This is a genomic window from Rickettsiales bacterium Ac37b, from assembly GCA_000746585.2.
Taxonomy (GTDB): Bacteria; Pseudomonadota; Alphaproteobacteria; order Rickettsiales; family Arcanibacteraceae; genus Ac37b.
In genome coordinates this window covers 1,295,802-1,314,329 of the sequence record CP009217.2, presented here as the reverse complement: position 1 = coordinate 1,314,329, position 18,528 = coordinate 1,295,802, and the positions used below count along the sequence as shown (strand labels likewise).

General features: G+C 30.6%; 21 protein-coding genes and 1 tRNA gene. 6 read left to right on the top strand and 16 right to left on the bottom strand.

Features of this window, described 5'->3' with window-relative positions:
• Positions 1-52 precede the first annotated feature (52 nt).
• Complete coding sequence (locus NOVO_06660; GenBank protein ID AIL65681.1) at positions 53-844, bottom strand: biotin biosynthesis protein BioC; 792 nt, start codon at positions 842-844, stop codon at positions 53-55.
• Positions 845-996: 152 nt separating this feature from the next.
• Here NOVO_06660 and NOVO_06655 point away from each other — a divergent pair, with 152 nt between their 5' ends.
• The 3 genes from NOVO_06655 to NOVO_06645 all read left to right on the top strand — a co-directional run bounded on the left by NOVO_06655 (position 997) and on the right by NOVO_06645 (position 3,084).
• Positions 997-1,416, top strand: a complete 420-nt coding sequence (locus NOVO_06655) for a hypothetical protein (protein AIL65680.1) — start codon at positions 997-999, stop codon at positions 1,414-1,416.
• A 125-nt stretch (positions 1,417-1,541) separates the two neighbouring features.
• Entirely contained in the window at positions 1,542-2,651 is a 1,110-nt protein-coding gene (locus NOVO_06650) for a hypothetical protein (protein AIL65679.1), read from the top strand.
• A gap of 130 nt (positions 2,652-2,781) precedes the next feature.
• Positions 2,782-3,084: a hypothetical protein gene (locus tag NOVO_06645; protein AIL65678.1), complete on the top strand. Its 303-nt coding sequence runs from the start codon at positions 2,782-2,784 to the stop codon at positions 3,082-3,084.
• A 47-nt stretch (positions 3,085-3,131) separates the two neighbouring features.
• On the opposite strand, the gene NOVO_06640 is transcribed toward NOVO_06645, so the two are convergent.
• The 7 genes from NOVO_06640 to NOVO_06610 form a co-directional block, all read right to left on the bottom strand.
• Positions 3,132-3,521 carry a hypothetical protein gene (locus NOVO_06640; protein ID AIL65677.1) on the bottom strand — a complete coding sequence of 130 codons (390 nt, stop codon included), beginning with the start codon at positions 3,519-3,521 and terminating at the stop codon, positions 3,132-3,134.
• Between the two features lie 38 nt (positions 3,522-3,559).
• A complete protein-coding gene (locus NOVO_06635; GenBank protein ID AIL65676.1) occupies positions 3,560-4,192 on the bottom strand; it encodes a Phosphoribosyl transferase domain protein in 633 nt (210 codons plus the stop codon).
• 61 nt (positions 4,193-4,253) lie between these two features.
• Entirely contained in the window at positions 4,254-4,520 is a 267-nt protein-coding gene (locus NOVO_06630; GenBank protein ID AIL65675.1) for a hypothetical protein, read from the bottom strand.
• A 164-nt stretch (positions 4,521-4,684) separates the two neighbouring features.
• Positions 4,685-5,458, bottom strand: a complete 774-nt coding sequence (locus NOVO_06625; protein AIL65674.1) for a Transglycosylase SLT domain protein — start codon at positions 5,456-5,458, stop codon at positions 4,685-4,687.
• Between the two features lie 125 nt (positions 5,459-5,583).
• Positions 5,584-6,828 carry an Aspartokinase gene (gene lysC, locus NOVO_06620; GenBank protein AIL65673.1) on the bottom strand — a complete coding sequence of 415 codons (1,245 nt, stop codon included), beginning with the start codon at positions 6,826-6,828 and terminating at the stop codon, positions 5,584-5,586.
• A gap of 229 nt (positions 6,829-7,057) precedes the next feature.
• Positions 7,058-7,324, bottom strand: a complete 267-nt coding sequence (gene bolA / locus NOVO_06615; protein AIL65672.1) for a BolA family transcriptional regulator — start codon at positions 7,322-7,324, stop codon at positions 7,058-7,060.
• 11 nt (positions 7,325-7,335) lie between these two features.
• The gene (locus tag NOVO_06610) at positions 7,336-8,067 is read right to left on the bottom strand and encodes a DNA repair protein RecO (GenBank protein AIL65671.1); all 732 of its coding nucleotides are present in this window, start codon (positions 8,065-8,067) and stop codon (positions 7,336-7,338) included.
• A 17-nt stretch (positions 8,068-8,084) separates the two neighbouring features.
• On the opposite strand from NOVO_06610, the gene cysQ reads away from it, so the two are divergent.
• On the top strand, positions 8,085-8,843 hold the full coding sequence (gene cysQ / locus NOVO_06605; protein AIL65670.1) for a 3'(2'),5'-bisphosphate nucleotidase CysQ: 759 nt from the start codon (positions 8,085-8,087) through the stop codon (positions 8,841-8,843).
• A gap of 120 nt (positions 8,844-8,963) precedes the next feature.
• Positions 8,964-10,259 (top strand): Adenylosuccinate lyase, encoded by a 1,296-nt coding sequence (purB, locus tag NOVO_06600; protein ID AIL65669.1) that lies wholly within the window; start codon positions 8,964-8,966, stop codon positions 10,257-10,259.
• Positions 10,260-10,401: 142 nt separating this feature from the next.
• On the opposite strand, the gene NOVO_06595 is transcribed toward purB, so the two are convergent.
• From NOVO_06595 to glnA, 5 genes are all read right to left on the bottom strand, one after another.
• Entirely contained in the window at positions 10,402-10,800 is a 399-nt protein-coding gene (locus NOVO_06595) for a hypothetical protein (protein AIL65668.1), read from the bottom strand.
• A gap of 331 nt (positions 10,801-11,131) precedes the next feature.
• The gene (locus NOVO_06590; GenBank protein ID AIL65667.1) at positions 11,132-11,539 is read right to left on the bottom strand and encodes a hypothetical protein; all 408 of its coding nucleotides are present in this window, start codon (positions 11,537-11,539) and stop codon (positions 11,132-11,134) included.
• Between the two features lie 163 nt (positions 11,540-11,702).
• On the bottom strand, positions 11,703-12,236 hold the full coding sequence (locus tag NOVO_06585; GenBank protein AIL65666.1) for an Aminoglycoside N(6')-acetyltransferase type 1: 534 nt from the start codon (positions 12,234-12,236) through the stop codon (positions 11,703-11,705).
• A 205-nt stretch (positions 12,237-12,441) separates the two neighbouring features.
• Positions 12,442-12,531, bottom strand: a tRNA-Ser gene (locus NOVO_06580).
• Positions 12,532-12,612: 81 nt separating this feature from the next.
• Positions 12,613-14,028: a Glutamine synthetase gene (glnA, locus tag NOVO_06575; protein AIL65665.1), complete on the bottom strand. Its 1,416-nt coding sequence runs from the start codon at positions 14,026-14,028 to the stop codon at positions 12,613-12,615.
• Between the two features lie 264 nt (positions 14,029-14,292).
• Between glnA and NOVO_06570 the strand changes: the two genes are divergently transcribed.
• Entirely contained in the window at positions 14,293-14,799 is a 507-nt protein-coding gene (locus NOVO_06570; GenBank protein ID AIL65664.1) for an RNA polymerase-binding transcription factor CarD, read from the top strand.
• A gap of 502 nt (positions 14,800-15,301) precedes the next feature.
• Here the strand turns inward: NOVO_06570 and NOVO_06565 are convergent.
• The 3 genes from NOVO_06565 to sigA all read right to left on the bottom strand — a co-directional run bounded on the left by NOVO_06565 (position 15,302) and on the right by sigA (position 18,512).
• Positions 15,302-15,850 (bottom strand): hypothetical protein, encoded by a 549-nt coding sequence (locus tag NOVO_06565; protein AIL65663.1) that lies wholly within the window; start codon positions 15,848-15,850, stop codon positions 15,302-15,304.
• Between the two features lie 136 nt (positions 15,851-15,986).
• Complete coding sequence (locus tag NOVO_06560; GenBank protein AIL65662.1) at positions 15,987-16,502, bottom strand: hypothetical protein; 516 nt, start codon at positions 16,500-16,502, stop codon at positions 15,987-15,989.
• Positions 16,503-16,511: 9 nt separating this feature from the next.
• On the bottom strand, positions 16,512-18,512 hold the full coding sequence (gene sigA, locus NOVO_06555) for an RNA polymerase sigma factor RpoD (GenBank protein AIL65661.1): 2,001 nt from the start codon (positions 18,510-18,512) through the stop codon (positions 16,512-16,514).
• Between the last annotated feature and the right edge of the window lie 16 nt (positions 18,513-18,528).

Genomic DNA, 18,528 nt, shown 5'->3' with positions numbered 1-18,528 from the left:
AAAGATTATAATATAATTATAAAAGTGGAGTGATTATACATTACATCCACTTTTAATCTTTTAATCCAATCATGGTAATTATTTCAAAGCTAGCTTCAATCTTGTTCTCATCATCGAAAAATTTACTTTTATATATTTCGTCAGCTTTCATTAAAACTTTTTTGCCTAGATAATTTCGAGTGTTATTATATAATATATTAGTTGCGCCCATATAACGCAAATCATACATCAAATGTATGATATTATCATAGCTCACAGTAATTACATAACTATCAACTACAGGTAAGCTAAAGCCTGCTCTTTGAAGCACTGCGCCAATATCTTTAATATCCACAAATGGTATAATATGTGGGCTCACTCCAGTACCTGTAAAAATTTCAGCTTCAAGTAGTGCTTGACGTAATTCGTATAAAGTATTCCCACCTAACATAGATGCCATTAATATACCATTATTTTTTAAACTATTTTTAAGCTGAACTAAAGTCCCAACTAAATCATTAACAAAATGAAAATTAAAAACACTTACAACCAAATCAAAAATATTATCTGCAAAAGGTACCCATTCTGTATCACCTATAACTTTTGGTTTACTACTTACAGAATGGTTAAATATCTCTATTGCACAATCAAAATGTATAATTTCCTTATCTTGATGGGTTTTTAATAATTGTTTTGTATGACATCCTAAATCTAGTATAGTAAAAAAATCTCTATTAAAATCTTTTAACCTATCTTCTATATCCTGAGTAGCAAGTTTAATTAAAAAATCATGTGAATAAAAATTAGAAGCTATTCTATTACGTCTAAGTCGTAATAATTTCTTATTAAATAATTGCTCTACCATTCAATTTCCCTATAAAACATCTTTACAATTAACTTTTTAATTTATATGGTTAATATTAATAAATTACATTATATATAGTATAATTATTAATTTATTATATAGATACTATTATACTATAAATTATTATTAACATTAATTCTTAGACTAATAAAATGACTCAACTCGTATTCCGTCCCCATCATTTTATGTGTAGCTTGATCTTACAAGATATAGGATATTCTACTCATTTCATCAAAAATTTTAAACAAATAAGCAATATACTAAAATATGATTCTGATGCAATGATAATAGTCAAAGAAGGTATCGATTCTATTTGTACGCCATGTCCACATCATTTAAATAATCACTGCAAAAAGCAATTAGATATAACTCCCTTAGACAAGGCATATGCACGAATACTTAACCTAAAAGACGGAGATCAACTCTCTTGGAAAGAAGCTAAAAAACGTATTGGTCATAAAATGACGATAAAAAAATTTCACAGCGCATGTAAAACCTGCGAATGGAAATGTTTAGGTATATGTGAAAATGAATTACAACTTTTTTTAAAAAAATATCATAAAAATAAATAGATTAAACATTTTTATATAATATATTAATATATATTAATATATTTAGTTAATATAAAATTAAACGTTTTGTAGTAGTATTAACATTATATCATTTAAACTTATCACATAGATGGTGGGGTATATTTATGTCTAACAACAAAACAAATATATATGATATAGATTGGAAAAATACCGATAAGGCCATTAAAACTCTTAAACAAATTATTCAATCTGAAGAGAAAAAAAAGATCATACTTAATCCATATCAAAATCTTACAATAATTACCAAATATAAAAATTATAATACTTATGACTCCACATACTCTTATAGCCATAAAACGCTTAGCAACCATACACAACAAAATTCTGATTTTATGCCTAAAGTTAATTTAAACAATTATGTACCTCAATACCAAAAATATATAGGCAAATCTTACATTTTGCAGCAATACCCTTGTCAGCCTCATACTAGCACTCAATTTGTAAATTATGTTAAAGCTGGCGAAAAGGGAAATGAAATTCTGGGAGGATTGGTCAAAAATGGACCATACAAAGGACAATTCTTATTTACAGAAAGTAAAAATTTTACAGGTACCGTCATTATCCCAGAATATATAAAGACTAACAATGCCAATATCACTACAGTATATCCTGAGGAATCTATTACATTCCTAAATGGGAAAATACAAGATATTCATCAGGCTAAGCCTAGCCGATTAAAAATCCATCGTGCTCATTTTAAGGAGGAACGTAATAACAGCTTCCAGCGTGATAAGGCCATTATCCATACCTTTATAGTTAATGATGCAAAATCACATAATCAGGAAATATTTTTTTCAGATAATCCAAATAAACAAATTTCTTCGACAAAACTATCGCCCAAATACATTATATCACCTGATAGACAATTAATACAATCTATAGAAGAACAACAAAAAACTTTTATAGATAAAATTCCTATCATAAACAAACTATTTAAATCATATTATAACAACAGAATATCTAAAGCCTTTTCTTCTGAAAAATTGGCTATTTCTTTTACAGAATCACCTGAAAAATTTCACATTGCTTTATACGCTCAAAATAGAAACGGTAAACCAATGAAAATAGATTTACATAATCTCTATATATATAATAATAATTTTTATAATAAAATAGAGCAAGCGGTCCATTCTTCTTCTCGTCATATTTCTATTAATACTAACCAGCAAACTAATTATCTTAATCAAAATATGGTAGGTAATAATTCCCCCTAACATACAAACTATCAAATCTGCCAATGATGAAATCCCAATAAGCGAGAATATAAGTAAAATTATAATAGGACTTATACCAACCTTCGGCATAATAGTAATTGCTACAACAACTTTCACAACCCAAGGCATAATGTTACCTTTACTAGATTCTATTTTTGGTATTACTATTTTAACTAGTAAACAGCTCATACCTGACTCATTTCAAATGACCATTGAAGGAACAAAAAATTTAATTAAACCCATTTATGTACCAGAAAATTCCAAACAATCTCCTGAACAGGATATTTCTGAAAACCTAGCTCAAAACCAGATATTTAATGAAATTCAACCTAAAAAAGATAATAATTTTGATAACAAAATTAACCAAAATCCTAAATATTTTACAAACTCTGTCTTAGAATCAAGTAAACATACACCAAACAGAAATGTTTAACTATTACTATAGTTAATTCCCATAGGATTAAAAGCGTGGATAATAGCTCACGATATATCTGCCTGCCTAACCATATCTCTGAAATTACATTCATAATATTCGGAAACACCAAAGAAATTTATTATATGTTGTCCAGCACCTGGTTTACTTTTGGTATTGTTAGGTATTAGGCTAATGGTATCTAACTTAACTTTATTACCTTTAGAATCTATAGCTTTGATAAAATTCCGTGAAATTGATTCTAATTTTGAAAAATCTTCATAATAATAAGCTTTTTCACCTGCTTTTAATTGGTTTTTTTGATTAACACGTAAGAAATCTTTAAATCTTTCTTCGTTGTCTTTTCCTGCATATCTTTTATACCAATCATGATGTTTGGTAGGAAAAATAAGTTTTGCTACCTTTGCTTGTATAAAATCATGTAGATTATTACCCATTGTAACTCTTATAAAAAATTAATATATAGAAATAATATTTAATCACTCATTCGTAATAAAGATAATACTTCTTCATCCAGGACTTGCGAAAAGTCTTGATATGCTTGACCAACAGCATAAAAATCAGTTAATTTACATAAACATGCAATTTCATCAACATAAGGCTCTAGAATTGCTTCAATATCACTTGGTCCTACTGGAACAGCAAAAATAATCTTTTGAGCTCCGTGTTTTTTGATATAAGAGATTGCTGCCAAGGCCGTTGCACCTGTTGCAAATCCATCATCTATTATAATCACCTCTTTAGCTTCTAATACAGGGTAAGGTTTATTATTTCTATACAATTTATCTCTCTTAATTAATTCTTTTATTTCTTGATCAATAACCTTTTGTACATCTTGCATAGTTAAATTAAATTGTTTAATTAATGTTTTGTCTAAAAAGATGGTATCAGATAAAGCAATTGCTCCCATAGCAAGCTCTGGATAAGAAGGAACACCTAGCTTTCTAACAAGACATATATTTAAAGGAAGAACAAGTTCTTTAGCAATTTCATAAGCAATAGGTACACCTCCACGCGGTAAAGCTAAAACTATAGTATTAGATGCGTTTCTATATTTAGAGAGTAAAGATGCTAGTTTTTTCCCAGCGTCACAACGATCTTTAAACATTTTATTGTTCTTATAATAGTTATTGGATGATACACAAAAACCTTACTAAATAGTGGTTCTACTACCCTATAAGACTGTAATATTTTTTTATCAAACCTGCCACCATAGTTTCTAATTTATCCATAGAAACCATAATATGATTTGTGCTAGATTTTCTATTAAATTTCCCAGCCCAATACCTAGTAATCACTGGTTCACCAAGCAAGTTATAATGTATATATAATTTATAATAGGAAGTTGTAGATTGAAAGCTGATAATATTAGGACACATAGCCAATAATAAATCGGCGGCTTTATATTTATTATCCACTATAATACCATTAAACAATATTAAACATAATAGATTCCATATAATAAATTACTTCTTATATCAATAAACTTTTATCTTAATATAGTAAATTAAGTTGTATTTGGGACGAGGGTAGATAGAGCAAAACCTACAAATAGTAGGGGAGCTTTGATACGACAACGTCCCGGATTCAAATCAATTTACTATATCCCATTTTTTGTTATATCTTGGTCTATTTTCTCCACTATATTTAACTGTTCAGTCTGTACCCTATAATTATTCTTAGGATTACGTACCCTCACAAACATATTAGATTTTCTACGATTATGATTCCTAGATACATAATTGCCTACGCTTCTTACTCTTGATGAATTCACATTACTTGTCATAATCCTAGGATATTTATATCTATTTACTCTTTTTACTGGTGTACGTTTAATCGCCTGCCAATGAGATAAAACTTTTTGTGCATAAGGATGTCCAAGCGAGTTAGTTTCAGAATGGTAAGCAGCAATTGCATTATACCAGTTTGAATGTTTTTCAAAATTATTACGTAAAAAAGTAGCAGCATATGCTATGTTCGTTTTAGGCTCAAATGCTTGTTCTAAATTCTTAAAGGCTGCGGGATGATAATGTAAGTTTATCTGCATACAACCTACATCTATGGACTTTTTTCCTTCTTTTAAAAATTTTTTTACTGAAGATATAGCTTCATACTTATTTTTATAATAATAACTTTTACCACCTATATTAACTGCCCATGGCCATGGCACATGTTGATTAGATTCTTGGTGCCACCTACCCGTTTCTGTAAGAGAGACCGCTTTTAATAAATTACTCGGAATTTTATTAATTCTTTCATAAAAAGAAAAATAACGCATACAATATTGAGCGTCAGTTAACAGTGAAGACGAATTAGCTAAGCTAATATTAATATTAGAAAATAAAAAAGCCAAAAATACAAAATAAATTTTCATATTTTGATATATTTCAAAAAAAATTTTTATATAAAGAAATGAATAATAAAAACTATTTCTTAAATATTAGTTAATTTTATCATTATGGCATTTAATCTGAGTATATATTAGCAATTTTAGCACTATTATACCTCTAAATTTTCTTCTCTATCTAATTCAAATGCTGTATGTAGACTACGCAAAGCGAGCTCCATATATTCTTCTTTAATCAGCACACTAATCTTTATTTCAGAAGTAGAAATTACTATTATATTTATCCCCTTGTCAGCTAACACCTGGAACATTTGCTTTGCAACACCAGAATGGCTACGCATTCCTACTCCTATAATCGAAACTTTTGCTATATTTGCGTAAGCTGTAAGCGATTCAAATTTAATTGAACCACTCTCTTGATATAATAATTGTTCAGTATTATGTAAATCTTCCCTAGGCACAGTGAATGTAATATCTGATTTATCACCATTTTCACTTACATTTTTTACAATCATATCTACATTAATATTCGCATCTGCAAGAGGTCCAAAAATTGCAGCTGATATCTGCAACTGATCAGGCATACCACGTAAAACAACCATAGCTTCATTACGACTATAAGTTACAGCGGTAATAAGTTTTTTTTCCATATCTTTATCCTCATCTACTACAAAAGTACCTGGTATATCATTAAAACTTGAAAGTACACATAAAGGCACATGGTGCTTCATAGCCATTTCTACTGATCTGGTTTGTAATACTTTTGCCCCTAAAGAAGCCATTTCAAGCATTTCTTCATAAGATACCTTTGCAAGTTTACAAGCCTTGTTCACAATTCTTGGATCAGCAGTATAAATACCATCTACATCAGTATAAATATCGCATCGCTTTGCATGGAGCTTAGCAGCTAACGCAACGGCAGAGGTATCAGAACCTCCTCTACCAAGAGTTGTAATTCTGTAATCAGGTGATATACCTTGAAATCCAGCTACTACTGCTACTTCTTTTTCTTTTAAGCCATTTAGAATTGGCGTCACATCTATATCTTCTATTCTAGCTTTACTGTGTGCTTTATCAGTTTTAAATGGTAATTGCCATCCGCTCCATGACCTAGATTGTATACCTAAATTTTGTAAAGCTAAAGCTAATAACCCAGAACTTACTTGCTCTCCAGAAGAGACTATAGAATCATATTCAGCCCATGATTGTGCCTTAGATAATGTCGATATATTATTAACTAAACTAACTAGTTGATCAGTAACACCAGCCATAGCAGATACTACAACTACCACTTCATTCCCTTTATCTACTTCAGCTTTTACTCTCAAAGCAACTTTATTAATACGCTCAATATTTGCTACAGAAGTACCGCCAAATTTTTGTAATATTAACGCCATAACATTCTATTTAAATCTTTCATTTTGGAAAATCTAGCTTAAACATCTCTAAATGTCTATTATATTCCTGCATTTAGCATAATATTTGATGTAATATATAAAGTTTATTATAAAATGTTGAAATGAATAATTAGCTACAAGGGTATAAAATTTATACCCTTGGAATTAAGATAGTAGCAGTATAATTTATGGATACATTTACTATAGTTTTTTACCTAGTACTCAAATCTTATTTTCTTATATATTCGTCTCTAGTCATAGTTTTCAGAGATAAAGCATGCATATATTCACGTAAATCGTCTTGCAATATATTATATACCATTCGATGCCTTTCTACTTTATTTAAACCCATAAATTTATCAGATACAATACTCACCGATAAGTGAGTAATTACTCCTGGAATGGCAGTAAAATGGTTAGAATGTTTGTCTGTATCATCTTTAATTTCTAAAAATAGCGGATCCAATATTTTAAGTTTTTCTTCAATCAATTTCATAATAATCCTCTTTAATTTTTCTCAATTATTTCCAGCAGTTTCATTCTTACTAACGGTAAAACTATATATTTGGGTGCTAATAAATGCTTTTCTATAAAATATCCTGTAATGAGCAAACCTTGTTTCAATTCCTGATTATTTATCATATCAAAACTTTTTTGTTCTAGAAAGAAGCTTGGAAGTATAAAAAGTTTATTATGATAAGGTTCACCCACTTTCTTTGAAACTGCACGTCCAGATCTAGGTGATACATAATATAAATCATCTACCGTACCAGTTACTGCACATTCACTTAAATCCATTCCAAATCCTAATTCAAATAATAAAAGCAATTCAAACATTATATATTTTATTAACCAATGATTATTATTGTTTTTGGCAAGGGTAAATATCTGACAGAATTCTCTAAATAATTTTTCTTCTGGTACTCGTTCAGGCAAGACCTGACTTAAGATATTGCACATACCTGAAAAAGCAAAAAGCTTTCTTTTATCAACCAATATATTATAAGGTAATGATTCAATTAATTCAATTTGTAGCCACCCTAAATGCTCAGGTAATCTGGCTTTCCATACAAAATTTATAATATTACCGGGTTGATATAGCGAATTTAATTTTTTATTATTCACACCTTTAATTATACCATTGTATAAACCATGTTGTTTAGTTAAAATAGAAGCTATAGCATTATTCTCACCATGCTTTTTTGCTGAAAGAAAGATAGCTAAATCAGTGAATTGCATATATTTAAAGATAAAAAATGATTGATTTCCTAAACCATGCGGTGATTCAAAAAATTATAAACACAGCTTTAAAAGCTGGAGATTTAATAATGGATTTTTATAGTCAACCTTTATCCGTCCAAATCAAATCTGATAATTCACCAGTCACTATAGCTGATATTGAAGCAAATAATTTTATAGTACAAGCCTTAAATCATATTACCCCTGATATATTAGTCATTTCTGAAGAAGATGAAACACCTATACATATTAATGAGAAAATTTTTTGGCTTGTTGATCCTATAGATGGTACTAAAAGTTTTATTAATAAAACAGGACAATTTACCGTAAATATAGCACTTGTACATAATAAATATCCTATATTTGGCGTAATATATGCTCCTCTTAGCCAAACGTTGTACTTTAATAAACATAATATAGCATATAAACAACATAATAATTCCACTATACCTATTAGTGTCAATAATAACTGGGATGAAGTAGTAGCTATAATTAGCGCACATCATCGTAATCGTCAAATAAACTCTTATCTCAATACTCTTAAATTAAAATCTGTTATGACTGCTTCTAGTTCTATAAAATTTTGTTTGATTGCTGAGGGAAAAGCTGATATCTATCCTAACTTTGGTAAAACCATGGAATGGGATACCGCTGCAGGACATGCAATCCTAAATGCTGCAGGAGGCTCAGTTAAAACGCATGATAATAAACCTCTAATGTATGGTAAAGAAAAATTTGTAAATGATTTATTTATTGCCTATGGTAAAAATATATAATGAAAACAGTTTATCAATTGATACTAAGTGCGCAATAAGCAAGGCCTCCTAATTGCTGGATGAGCAAAGAGCGATGACGTAGCAAGTTCAAATGACTATAGTAAATTAATAAGGAATAATATGATACCACGTTATACTCGACAAGAAATGTCTGATATTTGGTCAGAAGAAAATAAATATAAAATATGGTTTGAAATCGAAGCTTATGCTTGTGAAGCTCAGAGTGAATTAGGAATTATACCTAAAGAATCTGTTCAAAATATATGGCAAAAAGGTAAGTTTGATATTAATAAAATTAATGAAATAGAAAAAACCACCAAACATGATGTAATTGCATTTCTTACTAATGTAGCAGAATATGTAGGAGAAGATTCAAGATTTATTCATCTAGGCATGACGAGTTCTGATGTAGTAGATACTTGCTTTTCTGTGCAATTAAAACAGGCATCAGAAATTTTAATCCAAGGTTTAGAAAAGCTCTTGATCATACTAAAAAGACGAGCTTATGAACATAAAGATACCATATGCATGGGGCGAAGCCATGGCATACATGCAGAACCAATTACCTTCGGACTTAAATTCGCATATGCTTATGCTGAGTTTAGCCGTCATTTAAAACGTTTAAAGGGAGCACAACAAGAAATTTCTGTCTGCGCAATTTCTGGAGCTGTAGGAACTTTTGCAAATATTGATCCTTTTGTACAAGAATATGTTGCAAAAAAAATGAATTTAATATCAGAATCCATTTCAACTCAAGTAATTCCAAGAGATAGACATGCTGCATTTTTTACAACACTTGCACTAATTAGCAGTTCTATTGAAAGACTTGCTATTGAAATCAGGCATTTACAACGTACTGAAGTTTTAGAAGCTGAAGAGTTTTTTTCAGAAGGGCAAAAAGGTAGTTCTGCTATGCCACACAAACGGAATCCTATTATGAGCGAAAACATTTCTGGACTTGCGCGCTTAGTAAGAAGTTATGCATTACCTGCAATGGAAAATATTGCTCTGTGGCATGAACGAGATATTTCTCATTCTTCTGTAGAACGTGTTATTGGCCCTGATAGCACACAAGCCTTAGACTTTGCTATACACCGCCTTATTTCTATTATAGATAATTTAATAATTTATCCAGAAAATATGAAAAAGAATATAGCTAAATCTTATGGGCTTATTTTTTCTCAACGAGTCTTATTAGCATTAACTCAAAAGCACTTATCACGTGAAGAAGCATATCAAATTGTCCAAACTATTGCTATGAAATCGTGGAAAGAAAGTAAGGATTTTAAAGGATTATTATTAGAAAATACTATAATATCTAAATATCTTACTAATAATGAAATAGAAGACTTATGTGATACAAAGCATTATATTACTCACGTAAATAATATTTTTGAGTCTGTCTTTAAAGGTTAAATATCTATAATAATGTTATATAGTAAATTAGAGTTTAAGAATAATACAAGGATCGATGCTGTACGTCTTCCAACTTAATTTACTATATAGCTGTGACCTCATGGTTTTTAATCAATTCAACAATGTTTATATAATGCTATTTTTATTCAATATACCCATCTGATGGATTGAAACAAATTTGTAGACATTTTATAGTGTCCTCAAAATATTTATTAATGAATCCTTCACTGGTAAATTTGTTTGCGCTTTCACGGTTTATAATATTTCTTACAATATATCCATATCCACACGATTCATTTGCAGATGTTATTATAAAACTACCATGAGAAGTAGGAATTTTATAGCCAGATTGTTCTTCTAAATCTATTTCTCTTAAGTGTTTTGCCTTTATTTCTAACTGGCTTTTCTGTAGAGCTATTTCAAAATTTTCTGAATATTTCCTAGGTATTTTAAATAGATTGCCATGACATTGTACATGCTTATAATGATAAAAAAGTTCGAAACCGTGATGAGGAGCAAACATTAATCTAGTCAGAGCCATATAAACCTCCATAAATTAAAATTTATTATAGTTAAGGTAATTTTAATATTACTACATTGTTCTCCTGCTAAAAGAGTGTTGTTGCCTACTACAGTAAAAATTGTAAGAGAGGCTATATCTAAGATACACTCTAATGTCCCAGACACATGAGATACCCGCTTTCGCGGGTATGGCATCATTTCTTGCTCATTATTTCACTTTTTTGTCCGGAAGTAGGACAAATAGTAGGAGAGCTTTGAGCTAACTGCGTCCGCAAGTTCAAATCAATTTACTATATAGATGTGACCTCATGGTTTTTAATCAATTCAACAATGTTTATATAATGCTATTTTTATTCAACATACTCATCTGATGGATTGAAACAAATTTGTAGGCATTTTATATCATCATCAAAATATTTATTAATAAATTCCTCACTTGGAAGTTTGTTTATATCTTCACGGATAAGAATATTTTTTACAGTATATCCATTTCCACAAGGTTCATTTGCACATATCACCTTAAAAGTACCATAAGAAGTAGGAACTTTATATCCAGATTGCTCTCCCAAATCTATTGCCTTTAAGTTTTTTTCCTTTATCTCTAAATAGCTATTATACATAGCCTTTTCAAAATTTTCTGTATACTGTCTAGGTAGCCTGTATGTTTCATCGTTACATTCTACATGCTTATAATAACGATAATAACCTGCAAAACCGTGATGAGGACCAAAAATCATTCTACTCAAAGTCATAGTCATAGTGACCTCCAGCAATTAAAATTTATTAACTTGTCATGTGAAATACTCATGGTATCAAACAGTTATTAACAAGTTATTAATTTAATACGCTAAGTATTAATATTTTAATAAATAATGGATATAATAATTAAATAGATTAGATAATCTTACCAAAATTCTCAAACTATAATTTTCTCTTTAGCATCCAAGTGATTTCATTAAGCGTCTCCTCTAGAACAAATCCTGCTTTTTCATAACTACGAATTGCTCCTACATTTCCAGAATCTGGGTCAACAAATACAGCGTCAAAATGTGAGAATACGTAATTTTCTATAAAAAGATTTAAAGCTTTGGTACCAATGCCTTGGTGTAAATATTCTATTTCACCAATATACCAATCGATTGCTGCAAGATTTAGGGGTAAATTTGAGATCTCATAACCGTATTCTGATGGAAAATCGTGTTTATTATAATACTGAATATAACCAATTTCTTGATCATCTTTTAAAATTATATAAGCATGAAAGGGTTTTTGAATTGTTCCAGTTGTAAGTATCAACCGTTTATAACCTTTTACATATTGGCTGTATTTTTCTTCAATTAATTTTGGGGTCCATGCAACATGGTTATCCCACCACTTACGTACATGCGGTGTCATTAGCCATTTATATAACAGTGGAAAATGCGATGTTTCTAACTTTTGAAATTTAAGATCCATACGAATTCAAACCTTCAAAGATATAATCATACAAGCATTTAGTTATGAACGTTAAAAGTAAGATTTTATGTATAGTAAACTGATTTGAACTTGCGTACGCAGTTAACTCAAAGCTCTCCTACTATTTGTAGTCTTCGTTTATTATTAGCCTAGTCCCAAATACAATTTAATTTACTATATAGCCCCGAGCAAAGTCTTTGATAAATGGCGGATGGAGTGGGATTCGAACCCACGGTACGGTCACCCGCACGCCGGTTTTCAAGACCGGTTCCTTAAACCGCTCGGACATCCATCCACCAGTGTTTTTAGCAGATAGCAATAAGCTATGCAAGCCTAAAATTTTCTAAAAAGAATAAAAAAAATTAGTGTGTAATAATTACGCACTATAATATAATAAAAATTCAATTGGATGAGGTGTACGCTCAACTTCATTAATTTCTTTCATTTTTAATTCTATATAGGCGTCTAATTGCTCATCAGAAAATACGTTACCTTTTTTTAGAAAATCTCTATCGTCTTTGAGAGCTTGTAAAGATTCTCTTAAAGATGTAGGTGTACTTAATATAGAAGATATTTTATCTTGTGATATATTATATAAATTTTCTTCAAATGCTTGGCCAGGATGAATTTTATTTTCTATACCATCTAACCCAGCCATTAACATAGCTGCAAAAGTATAATAAGGATTAGAACTGGGATCAGGAAAGCGTACTTCAATTCTTGTTGCTTCCTTAGAAGAAACATATGGTATACGTATAGCAGCTGAACGATTACTTGCAGAATAGGCAAGTAAAGTTGGGGCTTCAAAACAAGGTACAAGCCTTTTATAACTGTTAGTAGTTGAATTACTAAAAGCGCTAATCGCCCTAGCGTGTTTAATTATACCCCCTATATAATATAAGCATAATTCAGATAACCCAGAATATTCATTACCATTAAATAATGGATTTGCATCTTGCCACAAAGATTGATGAAGGTGCATCCCAGAACCATTATCATCTTTAATAGGCTTAGGCATGAAACTGGCAGTTTTTGCATAAGAGTGAGCCACATTTTGGATAACATATTTACATTTTTGTACATTATCTGCTGTATTAGTTAAGGTATCAAATACAAAACTTAGTTCACATTGACCCGGAGCAACTTCATGATGGTGTACTATAGGTTTTACACCAATAGATTTTAATTGTAATAACATTTCTGCCCTAATATCACTTAAAGAATCTATAGGTTGTACAGGAAAATACCCTCCTTTAATTTTAGGACGATGACCATTATTGCCTGCTTCATATCTCTTGTCGGAATTATAAGGCCCTTCTTCAGAATCAATTTCTACGGATATTTTATTAGAGGAAACTTTAAAGCGTATATCATCAAAAATGAAAAATTCTATTTCTGGTCCAAATACAGCTTTATTCGCTATTTTAGTAGTTTCTAAATATGCTTCTGCTCGTTTTGCTGTGCTTCTTGGATCTCTTGTATAATTACTTTTTGTGGATGGATCAAACACATCACAATATACCACAAGTGTAGGGGAAGCGCTAAAAGGATCAACAAAAGCAGTCTTAATATCAGGAATAAGTAGCATATCAGATTCATTAACTTCTTTCCATCCCGCAATAGATGAACCATCAAATGGTAATCCATCTCTTAAATTTGTTTCATTAATAGCATCCACAAAATAAGAGGTATGATGCCATTTACCTACAGAATCTGTAAATCTAAAATCGATAAATTCTATTTCATGTTCTTTGAGTAATGTAAAAAAAAGGTCTTGATCAGTATTAGACATAATTAATTTCCCCATAAATGTGCGCTGCAAAATTTTGCTTTAAATTAATAGCAAAATACTGACCTCAAAACAACCATTTTATTTTGCTATGATAACGATTTAATTACATCTTTAATAATGTAAGAATGTAGTGAAAAAGTTGCTTTATTTTAACTTATTTTTATGTTATAATAAATTATATGTGAATTTATATTAATTCATTAAATATTCAAATAAAGTATTCCTGATCATAATTAACATACTAATAAATTCAGAGGAGTGATGATGTCCAATAATACTACTTTCAAAGTGGGAGATAGTGTCGTATATCCCTCACACGGTGTAGGTGAAATTATCAAAGAAGAAGTGCAAGCTATAGGTGGAGTTGAACTTAAAGTATATGTAATAGAATTTAAAAAAGAAAAAATGACATTACGTGTTCCTGTTAAAAGAGCTGGTATAATAGGCTTGAGAGCTATTAGTTCAAATGAAGTTGTACAGAAAATGGTTAGTACATTGCAAAGTAGAGCTAAAGTTTATAAAGGTATGTGGAGTCGCCGCGCTCAAGAATATGAAAATAAAATTAATTCAGGAGATATAGTTTCAATTGCTGAAGTTGTACGAGATCTTCATAAAAACGTTGATGACCCTGATAGGTCATATAGCGAACGTGTAATATATGAAACAGCTCTAGGAAGGTTAGTTGGAGAGTTTGCTGCTGTTGAAAATATAGATACTAAGCAAGCTGCAGATAAACTAACAGATATTTTGGCAGAAAGAGAAGCAGCTTAACCTAGTTCTTTATTATAAACTATAGTAAATTAAATTGTATTTGAGACGAGGGCAAACAGCACGAAACCTACAAGTATAGTAGTCTCAAATGAAGATGCATATGTCGTCATTCGTCGCTCTCCTAGCAATTAGTAGGCTTCGCCTCCTCATTCCGAGTGTCATCTCCATTTGACACTACTATAGCAGGAGAGCTTTGATCTATAGCAAAGGTAATTTAAATAATACGAGACGCGAAGCGTAGAAATACTATTGTAGGCAACGAACAACAAAGTAATATTTAAATTGCAACAGCTATAACCGCGTCCCAGATTCAAATCAATTTACTATAGTAAAAACAGTTGAAGTTTGATACAAGGAATGAGGAGCAAAGCCTACTAATTGCTAGGTGAGCAACGAATGACGCCGTATGCAAATTCAAATGTTTTTACTATATATATTTTATTTACACCTAGTAAAATATAGCTTAATAGTATTCTTACAATCAAATAAATAGTCATATTACTTATTCAAGTTTATCATTGATTAATCTATACAGAATATGAAGTGATAAAGGGTGATTACGTTCTAATTTTGGGTGCGCAAAGTCGCCACCAAAATCTCGTTTTAATCCAATCCTTTCCATTACACCAATAGAGCGCAAGTTTGCAGGCACTGTAAATGAAACAATTTTCTTTAATTTACAGCGATTAAATCCATATTCTATTGAAGATTTAGCTCCTTCAGTAGCATAGCCTTTGCCCCAATACTTAGATCCTAAACGCCACCCTACTTCCACTGCTGGAGTAAAATGTGCAGCAAAGTTAGTATAATTAAGACCTATAAAACCTATTAATTCACCAGTTTTTTTTAACTCAGTAGCCCATAATGTATATCCATGTTTTTCTTGATTAATATTTACAGCATCAATAAATTTAACCACTTGTTCCATAGTTAATGAACCACAGAGAAATTCGATAACTTTTAAATCTTGGTTAATTTGAAAATAAATATCTGCATCTTCTTTTTTCCAAGTTCGCAGCAATAGCCTCTCTGTTTCAATAATTATAGTCACTAAAGTTATTTTAGTCCTTATTTAAATAATAATTATAACGAACGAAAACGTAAATTATATGTCACAGTAAAATAGCCTGTTAAAGCTCCTATATAAGCACCAGCAATAATATCACTCAAAAAATGATAATATAATACTAATTGGCATACTCCAACAATAGCTGTGATAACCCACCATACATATTTTTTTGAGGATAAAGGATAGATAATACTACAGCTATACTACACATCGCTATCATATGCCCAGACGGAAAGCTTTTATATAAATGATTAAAACTTAAACAGTTAAAACTGTACATATTATCTGATAACAATGAAGGATTATTATAAAAGGTTGAGGGCCAGCTTCGACCAAAGATTATTTTCAAAATTTCTCTTATAGTAAAGCTTATACTCAAAGCTAAAGATATAATATATAACCTATTATCCAAAACAGTTATTTTATTTGCTATAAGCTTTAACCCTAAATATAGTATTACTATAGGTACTAAAGATAGAACTATGCCTGGAATCTCTGCTATATAATCTAAAATCTTATATTGACGTGTATTTAATGCATCAAAAAAATACACTATTTCCCTATCAAGAAAATAATATGATAGTATTACACTTAATACTATTAAGCTAGTTACAACGCTCAAACGTGCATACATATTTTTACCCTATGTATTCAAGAATCCACGTAATTTTTTTGATCTACTTGGATGTTTAAGTTTACGTATAGCTTTAGATTCTATCTGCCTAATACGTTCACGTGTTACGAAGAACTGCTGTCCTACCTCTTCTAAAGTATGGTCAGTATTAATACTAATACCAAACCTCATACGTAACACTCTTTCCTCTCTTGGAGTAAGGCTAAGTAATACTTTTGTTGTAACCCCTCTTAAATTAGATTGTATTGCAGCTTCAACAGGTAAAATGGCATTCTTATCTTCAATAAATGTCCCTAAAGAACTACCTTCTTCATCTCCTACAGGATTTTCTAAACTTACAGGCTCTTTAGCTATTTTCATTACCTTACGCACTTTTTCTACAGGCATTGCAAGTCTTTCTGCAATTTCATTAGGAGTAGGCTCATAGCCAAGCTCATGCAGCATTTGACGAGAAGTACGTACAATCTTGTTAATTGTTTCAATCATATGTACAGGTATACGAATAGTACGTGCTTGATCAGCGATCGAACGTGTAATAGCTTGTCTAATCCACCAAGTAGCATAGGTAGAAAATTTATAACCTCTCTTGTACTCAAATTTATCTACAGCTTTCATTAACCCTATATTACCTTCTTGGATAAGATCTAAAAATTGTAAACCTTTATTCGCATATTTTTTAGCAATAGAAATTACTAAACGTAAATTAGCCTCAATCATCTCTTTCTTGGCTTTATTAGCAGAACGTTCTCCTTTTTGAATCATCTGCACCAACTGCTTAAAATCAGTAATTGGTAGAATAACAGATTTAGCTATGGAAATAACTTCGTGGTGAAACTTTTTTATTTTTTCCCCTTCACTTGATAATAAATTATTCCAATTTTTATTTTTAGCAGCTAGATTTTCTATCCAAGAAAGACCCATCTCATTACCAATATAATTGTCTAAAAAGGATTTTCGATCTATCTCATATGCTGATATTTGACGTAATAAATTTGTTTCTAGGCTTATTAATCTTCTATTTAAACCATATAAATGGTCTATTAATGCCTCAACGCATTTTTCATTTAAATGTAATTCTTTAATTAAATTCACTAACTCTTTACTATGTTTCTTAATATTTTTAGCCCAATTACTATTAGCACTCTGTTTATGGTTTTCTAAGGAATAATCTAAAACTTCAACACGTATTTCAAGTAATTTAGTACATACATCAGAAATTTTACTAAATGTTTCGAGCACCCCAGGAAGTAAAGCTGCTTCTATAGCAAGTAATGAAGTATCACCCTCTTCTTCTCCTTCCTCATCATAATCCTCTTCATCTTCTTCATCATACTCCTCTTCATCTTCTTCATCGTAATCTTCACCATCAGCCTTAAATTTAGTAGGCTTAACTCCTTCAAACCCTTCGCTTTCACTAAATTCCGTATCAGTACCATACATAGCATCAAGATCTAAGATCTCTCTTAGTAATATTTTTTCATTTGTTAAATCTTCATGCCAAGTAATGAATTGCTTAAGTGCTAGAGGACTTTCACACAATGCATACAACATTGTTTCACGACCTTCTTCAATACGCTTAGCAATTTCAATTTCTCCCTCGCGTGAGAGTAATTCTATACCTCCCATATCACGCAAATACATCCTAACTGGATCATCAGTTGTAGCTAACTCTTCCTCTTCCTCTTCCTCTACCTCTTCTGATAATCCTTCTCCATTGTCATCATCATTTAGCGTGATTTCTTCATCTTCATCCTGATTTTCAATTACATTAATACCTGCCTCAGATAATGCAGTAATCGCATTATCAACTTGTTCAGAAGTTAAATATTCTTGAGGCAACATATCATTTATTTCATCATATGTTATAAATCCTTGCCCTTTTCCTCTTGCTAATATCTTTTTTAGAGCTGTAGTTAATGAAGGATGTGCATTACTACTGGAATTATCTTGAGGCTTTTCAGCTGAATTGTTAATATTTTTAGTATTTGAAGATTTACTACGTTTATTCATAAAAAACGAACCATTA